This is a genomic window from Bacillus paranthracis (assembly GCF_024296885.1).
Lineage (GTDB): Bacteria > Bacillota > Bacilli > Bacillales > Bacillaceae_G > Bacillus_A > Bacillus_A paranthracis.
Map to the genome: position 1 here is coordinate 260,001 of NZ_CP101135.1, position 17,500 is coordinate 277,500.

Sequence of the window (17,500 nt, forward strand, 5' to 3'; positions counted from 1 at the left end):
TGTAAGAGTCTTGGAGGTAGAGCACTGATTGGACTAGGGGTCCTCATCGGATTACCGAATTCAGTCAAACTCCGAATGCCAATGACTTATCCTTAGGAGTCAGACTGCGAGTGATAAGATCCGTAGTCAAAAGGGAAACAGCCCAGACCGCCAGCTAAGGTCCCAAAGTGTGTATTAAGTGGAAAAGGATGTGGAGTTGCTTAGACAACTAGGATGTTGGCTTAGAAGCAGCCACCATTTAAAGAGTGCGTAATAGCTCACTAGTCGAGTGACTCTGCGCCGAAAATGTACCGGGGCTAAATACACCACCGAAGCTGCGGATTGATACCGAATGGTATCAGTGGTAGGGGAGCGTTCTAAGGACAGTGAAGTCAGACCGGAAGGACTGGTGGAGTGCTTAGAAGTGAGAATGCCGGTATGAGTAGCGAAAGACGGGTGAGAATCCCGTCCACCGAATGCCTAAGGTTTCCTGAGGAAGGCTCGTCCGCTCAGGGTTAGTCAGGACCTAAGCCGAGGCCGACAGGCGTAGGCGATGGACAACAGGTTGATATTCCTGTACCACCTCTTTATCGTTTGAGCAATGGAGGGACGCAGAAGGATAGAAGAAGCGTGCGATTGGTTGTGCACGTCCAAGCAGTTAGGCTGATAAGTAGGCAAATCCGCTTATCGTAAAGGCTGAGCTGTGATGGGGAAGCTCCTTATGGAGCGAAGTCTTTGATTCCCCGCTGCCAAGAAAAGCTTCTAGCGAGATAAAAGGTGCCTGTACCGCAAACCGACACAGGTAGGCGAGGAGAGAATCCTAAGGTGTGCGAGAGAACTCTGGTTAAGGAACTCGGCAAAATGACCCCGTAACTTCGGGAGAAGGGGTGCTTTCTTAACGGAAAGCCGCAGTGAATAGGCCCAAGCGACTGTTTAGCAAAAACACAGCTCTCTGCGAAGCCGTAAGGCGAAGTATAGGGGGTGACACCTGCCCGGTGCTGGAAGGTTAAGGAGAGGGGTTAGCGTAAGCGAAGCTCTGAACTGAAGCCCCAGTAAACGGCGGCCGTAACTATAACGGTCCTAAGGTAGCGAAATTCCTTGTCGGGTAAGTTCCGACCCGCACGAAAGGTGTAACGATTTGGGCACTGTCTCAACCAGAGACTCGGTGAAATTATAGTACCTGTGAAGATGCAGGTTACCCGCGACAGGACGGAAAGACCCCGTGGAGCTTTACTGTAGCCTGATATTGAATTTTGGTACAGTTTGTACAGGATAGGCGGGAGCCTTTGAAACCGGAGCGCTAGCTTCGGTGGAGGCGCTGGTGGGATACCGCCCTGACTGTATTGAAATTCTAACCTACGGGTCTTATCGACCCGGGAGACAGTGTCAGGTGGGCAGTTTGACTGGGGCGGTCGCCTCCTAAAGTGTAACGGAGGCGCCCAAAGGTTCCCTCAGAATGGTTGGAAATCATTCGTAGAGTGCAAAGGCATAAGGGAGCTTGACTGCGAGACCTACAAGTCGAGCAGGGACGAAAGTCGGGCTTAGTGATCCGGTGGTTCCGCATGGAAGGGCCATCGCTCAACGGATAAAAGCTACCCCGGGGATAACAGGCTTATCTCCCCCAAGAGTCCACATCGACGGGGAGGTTTGGCACCTCGATGTCGGCTCATCGCATCCTGGGGCTGTAGTCGGTCCCAAGGGTTGGGCTGTTCGCCCATTAAAGCGGTACGCGAGCTGGGTTCAGAACGTCGTGAGACAGTTCGGTCCCTATCCGTCGTGGGCGTAGGAAATTTGAGAGGAGCTGTCCTTAGTACGAGAGGACCGGGATGGACGCACCGCTGGTGTACCAGTTGTTCTGCCAAGGGCATAGCTGGGTAGCTATGTGCGGAAGGGATAAGTGCTGAAAGCATCTAAGCATGAAGCCCCCCTCAAGATGAGATTTCCCATAGCGTAAGCTAGTAAGATCCCTGAAAGATGATCAGGTTGATAGGTTCGAGGTGGAAGCATGGTGACATGTGGAGCTGACGAATACTAATAGATCGAGGACTTAACCATATAATATGTAGCAATGTTATCTAGTTTTGAAGGAATATGCCTTCAATAGTTTGGTGATGATGGCAGAGAGGTCACACCCGTTCCCATACCGAACACGGAAGTTAAGCTCTCTAGCGCCGATGGTAGTTGGGACCTTGTCCCTGTGAGAGTAGGACGTCGCCAAGCTATTTATATCATCGCGGGGTGGAGCAGCACGGTAGCTCGTCGGGCTCATAACCCGAAGGTCGCAGGTTCAAATCCTGTCCCCGCAACCAAATGGTCCCGTGGTGTAGTGGTTAACATGCCTGCCTGTCACGCAGGAGATCGCCGGTTCGACCCCGGTCGGGACCGCCATTTTATATAAAGAAAAGAACGAAACATGTTGTTTCGTATTTTTTTATTTGTTTTAACAAAAAACTAATAAAGACAGTCAAACTATCCTTAGGAAAACTCCTAAGGACTTTTTTATATATTCAAAACCTGTATAATAAATAGCAGAGAACATTGTGAGTAAAGTAGGTGAAGTCTGTGAGTAAATATGAAATAACAACAAAATCATCTGAGGAAACACAAAGATTATCAGAAAAACTTGGTGAACTTGCTCAGGCACAAGATGTAATTATTTTAGAAGGAGATCTAGGGGCTGGTAAGACGACTTTTACAAAGGGACTAGCAAAAGGTCTTGGAGTGAAAAGAGTTGTAAATAGCCCTACCTTTAATATTATTAAAGAATATAAAGGGAGATTACCGCTATATCATATGGACGTGTATCGCTTAGCTGAAAGTGAAGAAGACTTAGGTTTTGATGAGTATTTCTACGGTGAAGGAATTACGGTAGTAGAATGGGCTCATTTAATAGAAGCATATTTACCAAATGAGAAGCTACAAATTAGTTTATTCCATGCTGGAGATGACACAAGAAACATTGTACTCGAGCCAATTGGAGATCGCTATATTAGATTATGTGAGGAGCTATTACAAGATGAAAGTACTAGCAATTGATACTTCAAATTATGTAATGGGTGTATCCCTTATTGAAGAAGGAAACGTAATTGGGGAAATCATTACAAATTTAACAAAAAATCATTCTGTGCGTCTTATGCCAGCTGTAGAACAACTGTTAAAAGAATGCGGTGTAAAACCGAAAGAATTAACTAAAATAGTTGTAGCTGCTGGACCAGGATCATATACAGGTGTTCGTATAGGTGTGACAGCTGCCAAAACATTAGCTTGGTCACTTCAAATACCAATTGTGGGTGTATCAAGTTTAGAAGTAGTGGCTGCAAACGGGGCTAATTTTGATGGATTAATCTGTCCTTTATTCGATGGAAGACGTGGACAAATTTATACTGGCTTATATACATATGAGGGAGAGGATTTAACTTCTATAGAGGAAGACCGAATCATCCTTATTGTAGACTGGTTGCAAATGTTAAAAGATAAAGGAAAGCCTGTTTTATTTATTGGTAACGATGTGAAACTACACAAAGAAACAATTATTGAACATTTAGGCAATCAAGCTGTCTTTGCTCCTGTCACTAAAAATAACCCAAGACCAAGTGAGCTAGCGTTCTTAGGATTACAAAAAGAAGAACAAGATGTACATTCATTTGTTCCTAGTTACCTTCGTTTAGCTGAAGCTGAAACAAAGTGGTTAGAAAGTCAAAACAAGTAGGAGCTTGCAGAGGATGGATATGATATTTAGAAAGATGGAACTTGATGATATTGCTCAAATTGTAGCCATTGAAGAAGCATCTTTTTCAACTCCTTGGACTGCAGATGCCTTTCACCGTGAGTTAACGATGAATGAACATGCACATTATGTTGTGCTAGAAAAAGATGGTCGTGTAATTGGGTATTGTGGATTGTGGATAATTATTGATGAATCACATATAACAAATATAGCTATTTTGCCAGAATACAGAGGTCAAAAGCTAGGAGATGCTTTATTAAAAGAAGTTATTTCCGAGGCGAAAACTCTAGGTGTAAAAACGATGACACTTGAAGTACGGGTATCAAATGAAGTAGCAAAACAGTTATACAGAAAATACGGATTTCAAAATGGTGGAATTCGTAAACGATACTATGCAGACAATCAGGAAGATGGTCTCGTAATGTGGGTGAATATATAATGGAAAAAAATACGATTATACTTGGTATTGAAACAAGTTGTGATGAAACAGCAGTAGCGGTTGTTAAAAATGGAACGGAAATTATTGCGAATGTTGTTGCATCACAAATTGAAAGTCATAAACGTTTTGGCGGAGTTGTACCAGAGATTGCGTCCCGTCATCATGTAGAAGAAATTACAGTTGTATTAGAAGAAGCGTTAAAAGAAGCGAATATCACATTTGATGATATTGATGCAATTGCTGTCACAGAAGGACCTGGTTTAGTAGGAGCGCTTCTAATAGGGGTAAATGCAGCGAAAGCAGTAGCTTTTGCACATGATATCCCTCTAGTTGGCGTTCATCATATCGCTGGCCACATTTATGCGAACCGTTTAGTAAAAGAAGTTCAATTCCCATTACTATCACTTGTTGTATCTGGTGGACATACAGAGCTTGTTTATATGAAAGAACATGGTTCATTTGAAGTAATTGGTGAAACGCGAGATGATGCAGCAGGAGAGGCATATGATAAAGTAGCTCGTACGTTATCTATGCCATATCCAGGTGGTCCTCATATTGATCGACTTGCACATGAAGGAGAACCAACAATTGATTTACCTCGTGCATGGCTAGAACCAGATTCGTATGATTTCAGTTTTAGCGGATTGAAATCAGCAGTTATCAACACTGTGCATAACGCAAAACAACGCGGGATAGAAATTGCACCAGAAGATTTAGCAGCAAGTTTCCAAGAGAGTGTAATTGACGTATTAGTAACGAAAGCATCTCGTGCAGCGGATGCTTATAACGTAAAGCAAGTGCTTCTTGCTGGTGGAGTAGCTGCAAATAAAGGACTGCGTGCACGTTTAGAAGCAGAATTTGCACAAAAAGAAAATGTAGAGCTAATTATTCCTCCTCTATCTTTATGTACAGATAATGCAGCAATGATTGCAGCGGCAGGTACAATTGCATATGAACAAGGAAAACGTGCTACATTAGCTTTAAATGCAAATCCAGGATTAGATATTGAAGCATAGTTATGCACAAAATTAACCACAGCTTGTGGATAAAACCCATATTATCTGTTGATAATATGGGTTTTATTGTGTATATAAAATGTTGATAACTTTTTTGTTAATTGTGGATAATGTGGAAAAGTTATTTTGTTGTTTATTTTATAAAGGTGGATATGTGTATAAGGTTGTGGATAAAATAGGTGAAGTCTGACCTTTAGATGTATTTTTCTCGGGAAATAAAAAACAAGAAGATATCTTTAAAAAACATTTTGAAATATGCCCTTATTATAGGAGTCGATAATATTGTCAAACTTTGTCGTTGAAACGATGCCTCATGTCGAATATTTTATACAATATGACGTTAATTCAAACTAGAAGATAAAAAGGATGCCGCATAGTCTAAAATCCCGACTTATGAGACATCCCTCTTATTTAAGACTCTTATAAATGTAATTCTTCCCATTCTGCCATACAAGCATCAAGTTGCTCTTGTAGTGTTTGCTTTTTCGTTGTAATTTCACTAGCCTTTTCATAATCTGCATATATTTCTGGTAAGCAAAGTTGATCTTCTAACGTAGCAATTTCTTCTTCAAATTGTACAATGTTTTGTTCTAGTTCCTCAATTTTTCGAGTACGTTGACGCTCCAACTTTTTGCGCTCTTTTTCTTCGAGATAATTTAATTTTTCTGGAGCTACAGTTTTTTGAACAGGTGCATGATTTTCTTGCTGTTCTTGTTGTTCAAACTCAGCACGTTCAATCATCTCATTTTTCTTTTCAACGTAGTAATCGTAGTCCCCTAAATATTCCTGTGCACCTTCTGTTGATAACTCAACAACGGTCGTCGTTACACGATTAATAAAGTAGCGGTCATGAGATACAAAGAGAAGGGTACCAGGATAATCAATTAAAGCATTCTCCAAAATCTCTTTACTATTTAAATCAAGATGGTTTGTAGGCTCATCGAGAATTAATAAATTCGATTTTTGCATCATAAGTTTGGCAAGAGCTAAACGAGCTTTCTGTCCACCGCTAAGAGAAGATACTGGCTTTAATACATCATCTCCTGTGAATAAGAAGTTACCTAATATCGTGCGAATTTCTTTTTCAGGTTGCAGTGGATATTCATCCCATAGCTCATTTAAAACTCGCTTAGAAGATGTTAAATTAGCTTGTTCCTGATCATAATAACCAACAGAGACATTAGATCCGAAAGAAACCTCACCATGTAATAATGGTAACTTATTCACAATGGATTTTAATAATGTGGATTTCCCAATTCCATTTGGACCAACTAAAGCAACACTATCTCCGCGAGTTAAGCGCATTGTTACATGTTCAATAATTGGATCCTTATCATAGCCGATAGTTGCGTCCTTTACTTGTAAAACATCATTTCCACTTTGTTTTTCAATATCGAAGTGGAAGGAAGCTGACTTAGAATCCCCTAATGGTCTTGTTAATAATTCCATACGGTCTAATTGTTTACGGCGGCTTTGCGCACGTTTTGTCGTAGATGCACGAGCTATATTTTTTTGAACGAAGTCCTCTAGCTTAGCAATCTCATCTTGTTGTTTTTCATAACGTTTCATTTCTTGCTCGTATAGTGCTGATTTTAAGTCTAAATATTTACTGTAGTTACCAACAAATCGTCTACTTTCTTTATTCGAAATTTCATATACTTGTGTAACAAGTTTATCTAAGAAATAACGGTCATGGGAAACGATTAGTATTGCCCCAGGATAACCTTGTAAATATTGTTCAAGCCATGTTAATGTTTCGATGTCTAAATGGTTTGTAGGCTCGTCCAAAATAAGTAAGTCTGGTTTCGTTAATAATAATTTACCGAGAGCTAATCGTGTTTTTTGTCCACCGCTTAATGTCGAAATCGTCGTCTGGTGCGTTTCAACTGGGAAGCCAAGACCACTTAAAATCGAACGGATATCTGCTTCGTACTGATAGCCACCTTGATCTTTATAATCTAATTGTAATTGGTCATAATCAGCTAATAATCTTTCATATGTAGCCTCGTTTGAAAAGTTTTCTTCTTTTCCCATCTCTTGCTCTAGCCTTCGAAGTTTTGTCTCCATTTGCTGCAAGTGTGTAAAGACGGTTAACATTTCATCCCAAATTGTTAAAGATGTTTCTAAACCGGTATTTTGAGCTAAATATCCAATTGAGACATCTTTCGGTTTTATAATTTCTCCACCATCATGAGATAGCTCACCCGCTATTATTTTTAATAATGTAGATTTTCCAGCGCCATTTCGTCCGACTAATGCGATACGATCTTTCGTTTGAACTTCTAATTTTATATTTGAAAGAATCGTTTCTGCACCGTATAATTTCGAAAGCGCGTTTACTTGTAATAAAATCAATGTTTTCACCTCAAATAATTTCTTAACTTTGCCATGTTTATATTTCTCAATCATACTAAAAATAGTGTATAGTTTAAAATACAGAGAGAATACTTCTTCTTTCTATTATACAAGGAATTTAATAAGTGCTAAACTTCTGTATTTAATTAAAGCATATGAATAAAGATAGGAAGAGAGGAGAGGTTATATGGAGCAGCAGAAAATTCCACAAGCCACTGCTAAGAGATTGCCTCTATACTATCGATTTATCCAAAACTTATCTTTGTCTGGTAAGCAACGTGTTTCATCAGCCGAATTAAGTGAAGCGGTAAAGGTTGATTCCGCAACGATTCGAAGAGATTTCTCATACTTTGGAGCATTAGGGAAAAAAGGATATGGATATAACGTAAATTATTTATTATCATTTTTCCGTGAAACACTCGACCAAGATGATATAACACGTGTAGCGCTTATTGGAGTAGGTAATTTAGGGACCGCTTTCTTACATTATAATTTCACGAAAAACAATAATACAAAAATTGAAATGGCGTTTGATATTAGTGAAGAGAAAGTTGGAACAGAAATCGGAGGCATTCCTGTATATCACTTAGATGAATTAGAAGAACGTTTATCATCTGATATACAAGTGGCAATATTAACAGTACCCGCTACAGTAGCACAATCTGTAGCTGATAGATTGGCAGAAACAAACGTGCATGGTATTTTGAATTTCACACCAGCACGATTAAATGTGTCAGACAATATAAGAATTCATCATATTGATTTAGCAGTAGAGTTACAAACATTAGTTTACTTTTTGAAGAATTATCCACAATAAAACGCAGAGGAAGCGACCTCTGCGTTTTATTATTGTTTTTTCTTTGTGAATTTAACTAAGATGAGGCGAAGTGCCAAATTAAAATCAATCGTCGCCATAACTGCAAATAGTATTGTCCACATATTCCAAATTGTATCTGTTACATTCCTAATGGCTAGATGTGTAAAGATACATCCTAGAAGGAAGTACAATATAGCCATGAACAATGGTGAGTTTCTCATACTAAAAATCCTCCGATAAAGCCTTGCATTTTTTCAGCTTCTTTAATCATTTCTTGAATTTGTTCGTTACTCACTAAAACTTGGGCAATTGCAACTAATGTATTCATTGCAACATGAGCTGCGATAGGGACGATAATACGCTTCGTTTTTACATATAAGAAGGCGAATACGAGCCCCATAGCAGTGTATACCAATAAGTGAGTGAAATCAAAATGAATTGCTGCGAATACGAGAGAACTAATGATAGCAGCAATAAAGAAGTTAAACTTCTTATAAAGTGTACCAAATAAAATTTTCCTAAATACGATTTCTTCCAAAATAGGCCCTATTATAGAGATGACGATAAGGAACCAAGGTGTCGTTCTTGCGATATCCATAAGTCTCGCTGTATTTTCAGATCCAGGTTTAATACCTAATACATACATTTCAATCATACCAGCAATACTTTGCGAGAAAAATGCTAAGAAGAACCCGATAAAAATCCAACCAATCGTAGCTGGAACAGTAGAACGCTTTGTATCTAAATGTCTGTCGCGAATATCTGTTCTAAGTAACCAAAGTACGATACATAATGCAATAAAGAAGCTAATGATCGCCCAGTGACCAGTTATGAGTTGAAATTTCTCTTCCCTAGTGAATCCCCTGTTATCATAAAGCCCAGTTTTCAGAAGAAGTGGTAATCCAGCAATTGATGATAACTGCATTAAAATGTATGTAACGATAACCCACCAATATTGTTTTTTCAAATGGTTTAACCATCCTTTCTAACTCTAGTGTATGAGATAAGGTAGGATAACATGTAAATATGCTACCTACGATATAAACCTTACTTACATTATGTTTTTTTTGTAAATCCTTATTTGAAATTATAATAGAAGACAGGAGAAAGTTGTGTGTGTAGCGAAAACAACTTAGGGTGTCCTTTCATATTGTAACATACGAGTAGTGGAAACAACGATTCATATAGTAAAGGTAGAAGAAGAGGAACTCTATATAGAAAAATTTATAGCGTAATTTGCGAAAAAATTATGATTTTTTTACTTGCAAAAGAAATTGAGATTATTTATTATTATAAGTGTGTTAGCACTCGGGTGACTTGAGTGCTAATAAATAAAATTTACATAACAAAATGAGGAGGTTATTGTTCATGCTAAAGCCATTAGGTGATCGCGTTGTAATTGAGCTTGTTCAAGCGGAAGAAAAAACAGCAAGTGGTATTGTATTACCAGACACAGCAAAAGAAAAACCACAAGAGGGTAAAGTTATTGCAGTAGGTACTGGTCGAGTGCTTGAAAATGGTGAGCGTGTTGCTTTAGAGGTAGCAGCAGGTGATCTTATCATCTTCTCAAAATATGCAGGTACTGAAGTAAAATATGAAGGTACAGACTACTTGATTTTACGTGAAAGTGACATTTTAGCAGTTATCGGTTAATTATATAAATCTTAAAAAATCCAAGGGGGTCAATTATTATGGCAAAAGATATTAAATTTAGTGAAGAAGCACGTCGTTCGATGCTTCGCGGTGTCGACACTCTTGCAAATGCAGTAAAAGTAACGCTTGGACCAAAAGGTCGTAACGTTGTTCTTGAGAAAAAATTCGGTTCACCACTTATTACAAATGACGGTGTAACAATCGCAAAAGAAATTGAATTAGAAGATGCATTCGAAAACATGGGTGCGAAATTAGTAGCAGAAGTTGCTAGCAAAACAAATGATGTAGCTGGTGACGGAACAACAACTGCAACTGTATTAGCACAAGCTATGATTCGTGAAGGTCTTAAAAACGTAACAGCTGGTGCGAACCCAATGGGTCTTCGTAAAGGTATCGAAAAAGCTGTAGTTGCTGCAGTAGAAGAATTAAAAACGATTTCTAAACCAATCGAAGGTAAATCTTCTATCGCACAAGTAGCTGCTATTTCTGCTGCTGACGAAGAAGTAGGTCAATTAATCGCTGAAGCAATGGAGCGCGTTGGTAACGACGGCGTTATTACTTTAGAAGAATCTAAAGGTTTCACAACACAATTAGACGTAGTAGAAGGTATGCAATTTGATCGTGGATATGCATCTCCTTACATGATTACTGATTCTGACAAAATGGAAGCAGTTCTTGATAACCCATATATCTTAATCACTGACAAAAAGATTTCTAACATCCAAGAAATCTTACCAGTATTAGAGCAAGTGGTACAACAAGGTAAACCGCTTCTTATCATTGCTGAAGATGTAGAAGGCGAAGCGTTAGCTACATTAGTAGTGAACAAACTTCGTGGTACATTCAATGTAGTAGCTGTTAAAGCTCCTGGATTTGGTGACCGTCGTAAAGCAATGCTAGAAGATATCGCAATCTTAACTGGTGGCGAAGTAATCACTGAGGAATTAGGCCGTGACTTAAAATCTGCTACAGTTGAATCTTTAGGACGCGCTGGTAAAGTTGTTGTAACGAAAGAAAACACAACTGTAGTTGAAGGTGTAGGAAGCACAGAACAAATCGAAGCTCGCATCGGTCAAATCCGTGCGCAATTAGAAGAAACAACTTCTGAATTCGATCGTGAAAAATTACAAGAGCGTCTTGCAAAACTTGCAGGTGGCGTAGCAGTAATTAAAGTAGGTGCAGCAACTGAAACTGAGTTAAAAGAGCGTAAACTTCGCATTGAAGATGCACTTAACTCAACTCGTGCAGCAGTAGAAGAAGGTATCGTTGCAGGTGGTGGTACTTCACTTATGAACGTATACACGAAAGTAGCTTCTATCGTAGCTGAAGGCGACGAAGCAACAGGTATCAACATCGTACTTCGTGCACTAGAAGAGCCAGTTCGCCAAATCGCAATCAACGCTGGTCTAGAAGGATCTGTAGTTGTAGAGCGTCTAAAAGGCGAAAAAGTAGGCGTTGGTTTCAACGCAGCTACTGGCGAGTGGGTTAACATGCTTGAAACTGGTATCGTAGATCCAGCTAAAGTAACTCGCTCTGCACTTCAAAACGCAGCATCTGTTGCAGCTATGTTCTTAACAACTGAAGCTGTAGTAGCTGACAAACCAGAACCAAATGCACCAGCAATGCCTGACATGGGCGGCATGGGCATGGGCGGTATGGGCGGAATGATGTAATTCCGTTTGCCCTAAAAAAACATCCATTTCTATATAGAAATGGATGTTTTTTTATGTTTTTTAGAAAAGGAAATGAATTTCTGTAGAATTTTGTCGCTTTCTCTCTTGACCATATTGATACTTCATTGTTAGAATCTAGGAAGATAATATAAAACGATCCTTCATATATCCTCAAAGATATGGTTTGAGAGTCTCTACCGGGTTACCGTAAACAACCTGACTATGAAGGCAGTGTGTCTTATATTTATAAAGAGCGGAGACTATCTTTCTTTATAAAGCCAGACCCCTGCCTTTTCTTTGTTATGAGACTAGAGGCGGAGGACTGGCTTTTTTTATTATATTGGTAATGCTTTTCGCCTAATTGGTGAAAATATTTATATACGAGAACTAACGTTGGGGTGATTATTTTGAAGAAGCAACACGATACAATTATCGTTTTAGATTTTGGAAGTCAATACAATCAGTTAATAGCACGTCGAATTCGTGAGTTCGGTGTATACAGTGAACTTCATCCGCATACAATTACTGCAGAAGAAATTAAAGAAATAAATCCAAAAGGGATTATTTTCTCTGGTGGACCAAATAGTGTATATGGTGAAGGTGCATTACATTGTGATGAAAAAATCTTTGACCTAGGATTACCGATCTTCGGTATTTGTTACGGTATGCAACTTATGACACAAAAATTCGGTGGTAAAGTAGAACGTGCAAACCACCGTGAGTATGGAAAAGCGGTTCTTAAAGTAGAGAACGAATCAAAATTATATGCGAACCTTCCAGAAGAGCAAGTTGTATGGATGAGCCATGGCGACTTAGTAACTGGTTTACCTGAAGGATTCGTAGTAGACGCAACAAGTGAGTCTTGCCCAATTGCTGGTATGAGCAATGAAGCGAAAAACTTATACGGTGTACAATTCCACCCAGAAGTACGTCACTCTGAGCACGGTAACGATTTAATTAAAAACTTCGTATTCGGCGTATGTGGTTGTTCTGAAGGATGGAACATGGAGAACTTTATCGAAGTAGAATTAGAAAAAATTCGTGAAACTGTTGGAGACAAAAAAGTTCTATGCGCACTTAGTGGCGGTGTAGATTCTTCTGTTGTAGCAGTATTAATTCATAAAGCAATCGGCGATCAATTAACTTGTATCTTCGTTGACCACGGCTTACTTCGTAAAGGCGAAGCAGAAGGCGTTATGAAAACATTTAGCGAAGGCTTCCACATGAACGTTATTAAAGTGGATGCAAAAGAACGCTTCATGAACAAGTTAAAAGGTGTAGAAGATCCAGAACAAAAACGTAAAATTATCGGTAACGAATTCATTTACGTATTTGATGATGAAGCTTCTAAATTAGAAGGAATGGACTTCTTAGCACAAGGTACACTGTACACAGATATCGTTGAAAGTGGTACAGCAACTGCACAAACAATTAAATCTCACCATAACGTTGGTGGACTTCCAGAAGACATGCAGTTCAAATTAATTGAGCCTTTAAACACGTTATTTAAAGATGAAGTACGTGTATTAGGATCTGAACTAGGAATTCCTGATGAGATCGTATGGCGTCAACCATTCCCAGGCCCTGGTCTTGGTATTCGTGTACTAGGTGAAATCACAGAAGAGAAATTAGAAATTGTTCGTGAATCTGATGCGATTTTACGTGAAGAAATTATTAAAGCTGGCTTAGATCGCGAAATCTGGCAATACTTCACTGCGCTTCCTGGTATGCGTAGCGTAGGTGTTATGGGTGACGAGCGTACTTACGATTACACAGTAGGTATCCGCGCAGTAACATCTATCGATGGTATGACAGCTGACTGGGCACGTATCCCTTGGGACGTATTAGAGAAAATCTCTGTACGTATCGTAAACGAAGTAAAACACGTTAACCGTATCGTGTATGATGTAACGAGTAAGCCACCAGCAACTATTGAGTGGGAATAGTATTATACAAAAAGATCCATCTATTGCTCATGCATAGATGGATCTTTTGTATTCCTACTATTAATACGAACAAAAATATAAATGTTTACAAAAATGTTCGTTTTTAAATTGACAAAACTACTTCATCGAGTTAATATGAGTATGTAATTCAAACGAAAAGTGAATATTATGCCGTCGTATAATATCGGGGATATGGCCCGAAAGTTTCTACCTAGCTACCGTAAATGGCTTGACTACGAGGCGTTTTTATAAAGGTGAGGGGAATCTTATCTTTATTCATAGAACGCTTCCATGTATATGCAATGGAAGCCTTTTTTATTTTTAATAGATAAAAGAGGGCTAGGGGGATTACGGCGAGTAATCATATAACGGGGGAAACGTAAGATGAAACGCTATTTTCAGTTTGATGAACTCGGCACAAATTATAAAACAGAGTTCATAGCAGGTTTAACGACATTTTTATCTATGGCTTACGTACTATTTGTCAATCCTGCTACGCTGTCACTTGGAAATGTTAAAGGATTACCGGCAGGTACAGGAATGGATCCAGGTGCAGTATTCGTTGCTACAGCATTAGCAGCAGCGATCGGTTCGTTAATTATGGGTATTTTCGCGAAGTATCCAATTGCTTTAGCGCCAGGTATGGGAATTAACGCGTTCTTTGCTTATACAGCAGTGTTAACGATGGGTATTCCGTGGCAAACGGCAATTGCTGGAACGTTAATGTCAGGTATTATCTTTATTATTCTTACTGCTTCAGGTATTCGTGAAAAAATCATTAATGCAATTCCATCGGAGTTAAAGTTTGCAGTAGCGGCAGGTATTGGATTATTCATTGCTTTCCTTGGATTCCAAAATGCCGGAATTATCGTGAAAAATGATGCTGTTCTTGTTGGGTTGGGGGACTTAACAAAGGGCACAACGTTACTAGCAATTTTCGGAGTTGTTACGACCATTATCTTCATGATTAAGAAAGTTAATGGTGCAGTATTTTACGGTATGATTCTTACGGCAATCTTAGGAGTAGCAACCGGATTAATTGATACTCCGAAAGCGGTAGTGGGAGCAATACCGAGTTTAGAACCAACGTTCGGTGCGGCGTTAACGCACTTTGGAGATATTTTCACTGTTCAAATGGGGATTGTTATTATAACGTTCTTCTTTATCGATTTCTTTGATACAGCAGGTACGCTTGTAGCGGTTGCGAATCAAGCAGGATTAATGAAGAACAATAAATTACCACGTGCAGGAAAAGCATTATTTGCAGATGCAATTGCAACTGTAATTGGTGCGATCTTAGGTACATCAACAACAACGTCTTATATTGAATCTTCTGCAGGGGTAGCAGCGGGTGGACGTTCTGGATTTACAGCAGTTGTAACAGCAGGATTCTTCTTATTGGCACTATTCTTCTCGCCATTATTAAGTGTTGTAACACCAGCTGTAACAGCGCCAGCGTTAATTATTGTAGGGATCTTGATGGTTTCATCTTTAGGAGAAATTGATTGGAAGAAATTCGAGATTGCAGTACCAGCATTCTTTACAATTATCTCTATGCCACTTACGTATAGTATCGCAACGGGAATTGCGATTGGATTTATCTTCTATCCAATTACAATGGTAGTAAGCGGTCGTCGTAAAGAGATTCATCCGATTATGTATGTTATGGGAGTTTTATTCGTACTATATTTCATCTACGTTCGTAAATAAAAGGGGTTTTTTGAAAGGTCTAGACTTAAGGGGAGTCTAGACCTTTTTTGCGTCTTCAGAAAAACTTAAGGATTTCCGAGCGTTTTTCTTCAGAAGTTTTCCTATAATAGAAGTTAGGGATTAAAAAGTGATGGGGGAGATATTGTGGCAAATGAAACGATACTTGTCGTAGATGATGAAAAAGAAATTAGGAATCTTATTACAATCTATTTAAAAAATGAAGGATATAAAGTATTGCAAGCAGGGGACGGAGAAGAAGGATTACGTTTACTAGAAGAAAATGAAGTACATCTAGTCGTATTAGATATTATGATGCCGAAAGTAGATGGCATTCATATGTGTATGAAAGTAAGGGAAGAAAAAGAAATGCCGATCATTATGCTTTCCGCGAAAACGCAAGATATGGATAAGATTTTAGGGTTAACAACAGGGGCAGATGATTATGTAACGAAGCCATTTAATCCGTTAGAGTTAATCGCAAGAATTAAATCTCAGTTACGCCGTTATATGAAAATGAATGGTTTTTCTATTCAAAATGAGGACGAGCTAGAAATTGGAGAGATGAAAATAAACATCTCAACCCATAAAGTTATTGTAGAGGGAGAAGAAGTGAAGCTGACCCCGAGGGAATTTTCAATTCTAGAATTACTAGCCCGTAATCCGGGAATGGTCTTTAGTGCAGAGCAAATTTATGAAAAGGTTTGGAATGAAAGATCTTTCCAGTCTGATAATACTGTAATGGTGCATATTCGAAAAGTGCGTGAAAAGATTGAGGAGAATCCAAGGAAACCTAGATATATAAAAACAGTATGGGGAGTGGGGTATAAGATTGAAAAAGATATTTAATCCGTTTACTTATATAAGGAAAACAAGACAATTGATTGAGAAATTAGTAAAGAGCGTACGAAAGAGTATAAGAATTCAACTGATTACTACTTTTGCTGCTTGTGCGTTATTAGGAGTTTTTTTTGCAAAGGGAGCTGCACCGTTTTTTGAGAATGCAAATCGTCAAGCGACTGTTGATTATCGGTCTGGTATGCAACAAATTAATTACCAAGCTCAAAGAGCAGCAAATAGTTCGGTTCATGAAAATAAATTAGAAGCTATATCCAATATGATCGAAACGGAGAATCAAAATTTAGAGCGAGGAAATAGAGCTTTAAAAATATTGGTTACTGATGAGAGTGGTAAAGTTGTATATAAAACGAAGCAGGCACAAGAAGAGCAAATCGATCTGCATAATACGATTCGTAATGCAGCATCATTTGCGATTAACTATTCAAATGGTCAAGATATATTTGAAAATACGAGAAAAGAATTTATAGCTTTTTCACCTATTACAATAGAAAATAAGAATTTATATATGTTCGTTAGTGGAATTCCGGATGGTGTAGTAATGTATGATACGCAAGAAGGCCCATTCCCATTTTTAATTGGTGTACTCGTATTCATTTTCTCTTTCTTCTATATAACAAAGAGAAAGATGAAACAAATTGAAGCGATGGCAGAAGGTGTAAAGGAAATAGAAAAAGGTAACTTAGCGTACCGCATTGAGAAGAAAGGTGAAGATGAGATTGCGTCTTTAACTGAGAATATTAATAATATGGCGGAAGAGCTTATGAATAATATAGAAAAGGAACGTAAATTAGAGAAGCAAAAGAACGAGCTTATTACAAATGTATCTCACGATTTGCGTACACCACTGACTTCTATTATGGGTTACTTGCGATTACTTCGAGATTCTAAATATGAAAATAAAGAGCAACACGATGAATATACGAGAATTGCTTTTGCGAAGTCAGAGCAGTTAAAGAATTTAATAGAAGATTTATTTGAGTATACGAAGTTAACGAATGAACAAGTTGTATTAGAAAAACAAGAAGTATGTGTAAATGAGTTGCTCGAGCAATTAATAGAAGAGTTAGTACCGCAGGCGGAAGAGCATGGACTTACGTTCGTTAAGAAGTTTCCTGAGGAACGTGCCTATGCAGCGATTGATTCGGAAAAGATGGTTCGTGTATTTGATAATTTATTAATGAACGCGATTAAGTATAGTAAAGATGATGGGGAGATAAAAGTTTCTCTTCAAAGGCAGCGCCGGGATATACAAATTGTAATTGCGAATCATAGTGAAGCGTTTACGAGAGAAGAGTTAGCGAGTTTGTTTGAACGCTTTTATAAGAAA

General features: G+C 38.7%; 14 protein-coding genes, 2 tRNA genes, 2 rRNA genes and 2 riboswitches (2 of these 20 only partly in view). Of the genes, 15 read left to right on the plus strand and 3 right to left on the minus strand.

The genetic code is table 11. The annotated features are described in order from the left end of the window. The 8 genes from NLJ82_RS01495 to tsaD all read left to right on the plus strand — a co-directional run. A 23S ribosomal RNA gene (locus NLJ82_RS01495) occupies nucleotides 1-2,034 on the plus strand; it begins 889 nt to the left of the window's first position. A 49-nt stretch (nucleotides 2,035-2,083) separates the two neighbouring features. Further along, nucleotides 2,084-2,199 (plus strand): 5S ribosomal RNA (gene rrf, locus NLJ82_RS01500). 12 nt (nucleotides 2,200-2,211) lie between these two features. After that, a tRNA-Met gene (locus tag NLJ82_RS01505) sits at nucleotides 2,212-2,288 on the plus strand. Nucleotides 2,289-2,291: 3 nt separating this feature from the next. Then, nucleotides 2,292-2,367 (plus strand) — tRNA-Asp (locus tag NLJ82_RS01510). A 174-nt stretch (nucleotides 2,368-2,541) separates the two neighbouring features. Next, the gene (gene tsaE / locus NLJ82_RS01515) at nucleotides 2,542-3,015 is read left to right on the plus strand and encodes a tRNA (adenosine(37)-N6)-threonylcarbamoyltransferase complex ATPase subunit type 1 TsaE (protein WP_000049631.1); all 474 of its coding nucleotides are present in this window, start codon (nucleotides 2,542-2,544) and stop codon (nucleotides 3,013-3,015) included. After that, nucleotides 2,996-3,688 (plus strand): tRNA (adenosine(37)-N6)-threonylcarbamoyltransferase complex dimerization subunit type 1 TsaB, encoded by a 693-nt coding sequence (gene tsaB / locus NLJ82_RS01520; protein ID WP_000865759.1) that lies wholly within the window; start codon nucleotides 2,996-2,998, stop codon nucleotides 3,686-3,688. The genes tsaE and tsaB overlap by 20 nt, the downstream gene beginning before the upstream one ends. A gap of 13 nt (nucleotides 3,689-3,701) precedes the next feature. After that, nucleotides 3,702-4,145 (plus strand): ribosomal protein S18-alanine N-acetyltransferase, encoded by a 444-nt coding sequence (rimI, locus tag NLJ82_RS01525; protein ID WP_000367197.1) that lies wholly within the window; start codon nucleotides 3,702-3,704, stop codon nucleotides 4,143-4,145. Further along, a complete protein-coding gene (gene tsaD / locus NLJ82_RS01530; RefSeq protein ID WP_000414588.1) occupies nucleotides 4,145-5,161 on the plus strand; it encodes a tRNA (adenosine(37)-N6)-threonylcarbamoyltransferase complex transferase subunit TsaD in 1,017 nt (338 codons plus the stop codon). The genes rimI and tsaD overlap by 1 nt, the downstream gene beginning before the upstream one ends. A gap of 420 nt (nucleotides 5,162-5,581) precedes the next feature. Here tsaD and NLJ82_RS01535 read toward each other — a convergent pair whose 3' ends face one another. Beyond that, nucleotides 5,582-7,516: an ABC-F family ATP-binding cassette domain-containing protein gene (locus tag NLJ82_RS01535; protein WP_000602165.1), complete on the minus strand. Its 1,935-nt coding sequence runs from the start codon at nucleotides 7,514-7,516 to the stop codon at nucleotides 5,582-5,584. Between the two features lie 187 nt (nucleotides 7,517-7,703). Here NLJ82_RS01535 and NLJ82_RS01540 point away from each other — a divergent pair, with 187 nt between their 5' ends. After that, nucleotides 7,704-8,333 (plus strand): redox-sensing transcriptional repressor Rex, encoded by a 630-nt coding sequence (locus NLJ82_RS01540; protein ID WP_000437698.1) that lies wholly within the window; start codon nucleotides 7,704-7,706, stop codon nucleotides 8,331-8,333. Between the two features lie 29 nt (nucleotides 8,334-8,362). Here NLJ82_RS01540 and NLJ82_RS01545 read toward each other — a convergent pair whose 3' ends face one another. Further along, a complete protein-coding gene (locus tag NLJ82_RS01545) occupies nucleotides 8,363-8,554 on the minus strand; it encodes a YdiK family protein (RefSeq protein WP_001246207.1) in 192 nt (63 codons plus the stop codon). Next, a complete protein-coding gene (locus NLJ82_RS01550; RefSeq protein WP_000745340.1) occupies nucleotides 8,551-9,300 on the minus strand; it encodes a CPBP family intramembrane glutamic endopeptidase in 750 nt (249 codons plus the stop codon). Before NLJ82_RS01550 ends, NLJ82_RS01545 begins: the two co-directional genes overlap by 4 nt. Before the next feature lie 401 nt (nucleotides 9,301-9,701). On the opposite strand from NLJ82_RS01550, the gene groES reads away from it, so the two are divergent. The 6 genes from groES to ampS all read left to right on the plus strand — a co-directional run. Next, the gene (gene groES / locus NLJ82_RS01555) at nucleotides 9,702-9,986 is read left to right on the plus strand and encodes a co-chaperone GroES (protein WP_000917306.1); all 285 of its coding nucleotides are present in this window, start codon (nucleotides 9,702-9,704) and stop codon (nucleotides 9,984-9,986) included. Between the two features lie 38 nt (nucleotides 9,987-10,024). Further along, on the plus strand, nucleotides 10,025-11,659 hold the full coding sequence (groL, locus tag NLJ82_RS01560; protein ID WP_254754623.1) for a chaperonin GroEL: 1,635 nt from the start codon (nucleotides 10,025-10,027) through the stop codon (nucleotides 11,657-11,659). A gap of 141 nt (nucleotides 11,660-11,800) precedes the next feature. Beyond that, nucleotides 11,801-11,902, plus strand: a riboswitch (purine riboswitch). A 164-nt stretch (nucleotides 11,903-12,066) separates the two neighbouring features. Continuing rightward, nucleotides 12,067-13,605 (plus strand): glutamine-hydrolyzing GMP synthase, encoded by a 1,539-nt coding sequence (guaA, locus tag NLJ82_RS01565; RefSeq protein WP_000743925.1) that lies wholly within the window; start codon nucleotides 12,067-12,069, stop codon nucleotides 13,603-13,605. Between the two features lie 154 nt (nucleotides 13,606-13,759). Then, nucleotides 13,760-13,861: riboswitch (purine riboswitch) on the plus strand. A 128-nt stretch (nucleotides 13,862-13,989) separates the two neighbouring features. Next, nucleotides 13,990-15,315 carry an NCS2 family permease gene (locus NLJ82_RS01570; RefSeq protein ID WP_000833093.1) on the plus strand — a complete coding sequence of 442 codons (1,326 nt, stop codon included), beginning with the start codon at nucleotides 13,990-13,992 and terminating at the stop codon, nucleotides 15,313-15,315. Nucleotides 15,316-15,459: 144 nt separating this feature from the next. Then, complete coding sequence (locus NLJ82_RS01575) at nucleotides 15,460-16,161, plus strand: response regulator transcription factor (protein ID WP_001262954.1); 702 nt, start codon at nucleotides 15,460-15,462, stop codon at nucleotides 16,159-16,161. Then, nucleotides 16,145-17,500 carry the 5' portion of an aminopeptidase AmpS gene (gene ampS, locus NLJ82_RS01580; RefSeq protein WP_000719228.1) on the plus strand. It continues 150 nt past the right edge of the window, so the window shows 1,356 of its 1,506 coding nt (coding positions 1-1,356); its start codon is at nucleotides 16,145-16,147; the stop codon falls past the right edge of the window. Before NLJ82_RS01575 ends, ampS begins: the two co-directional genes overlap by 17 nt.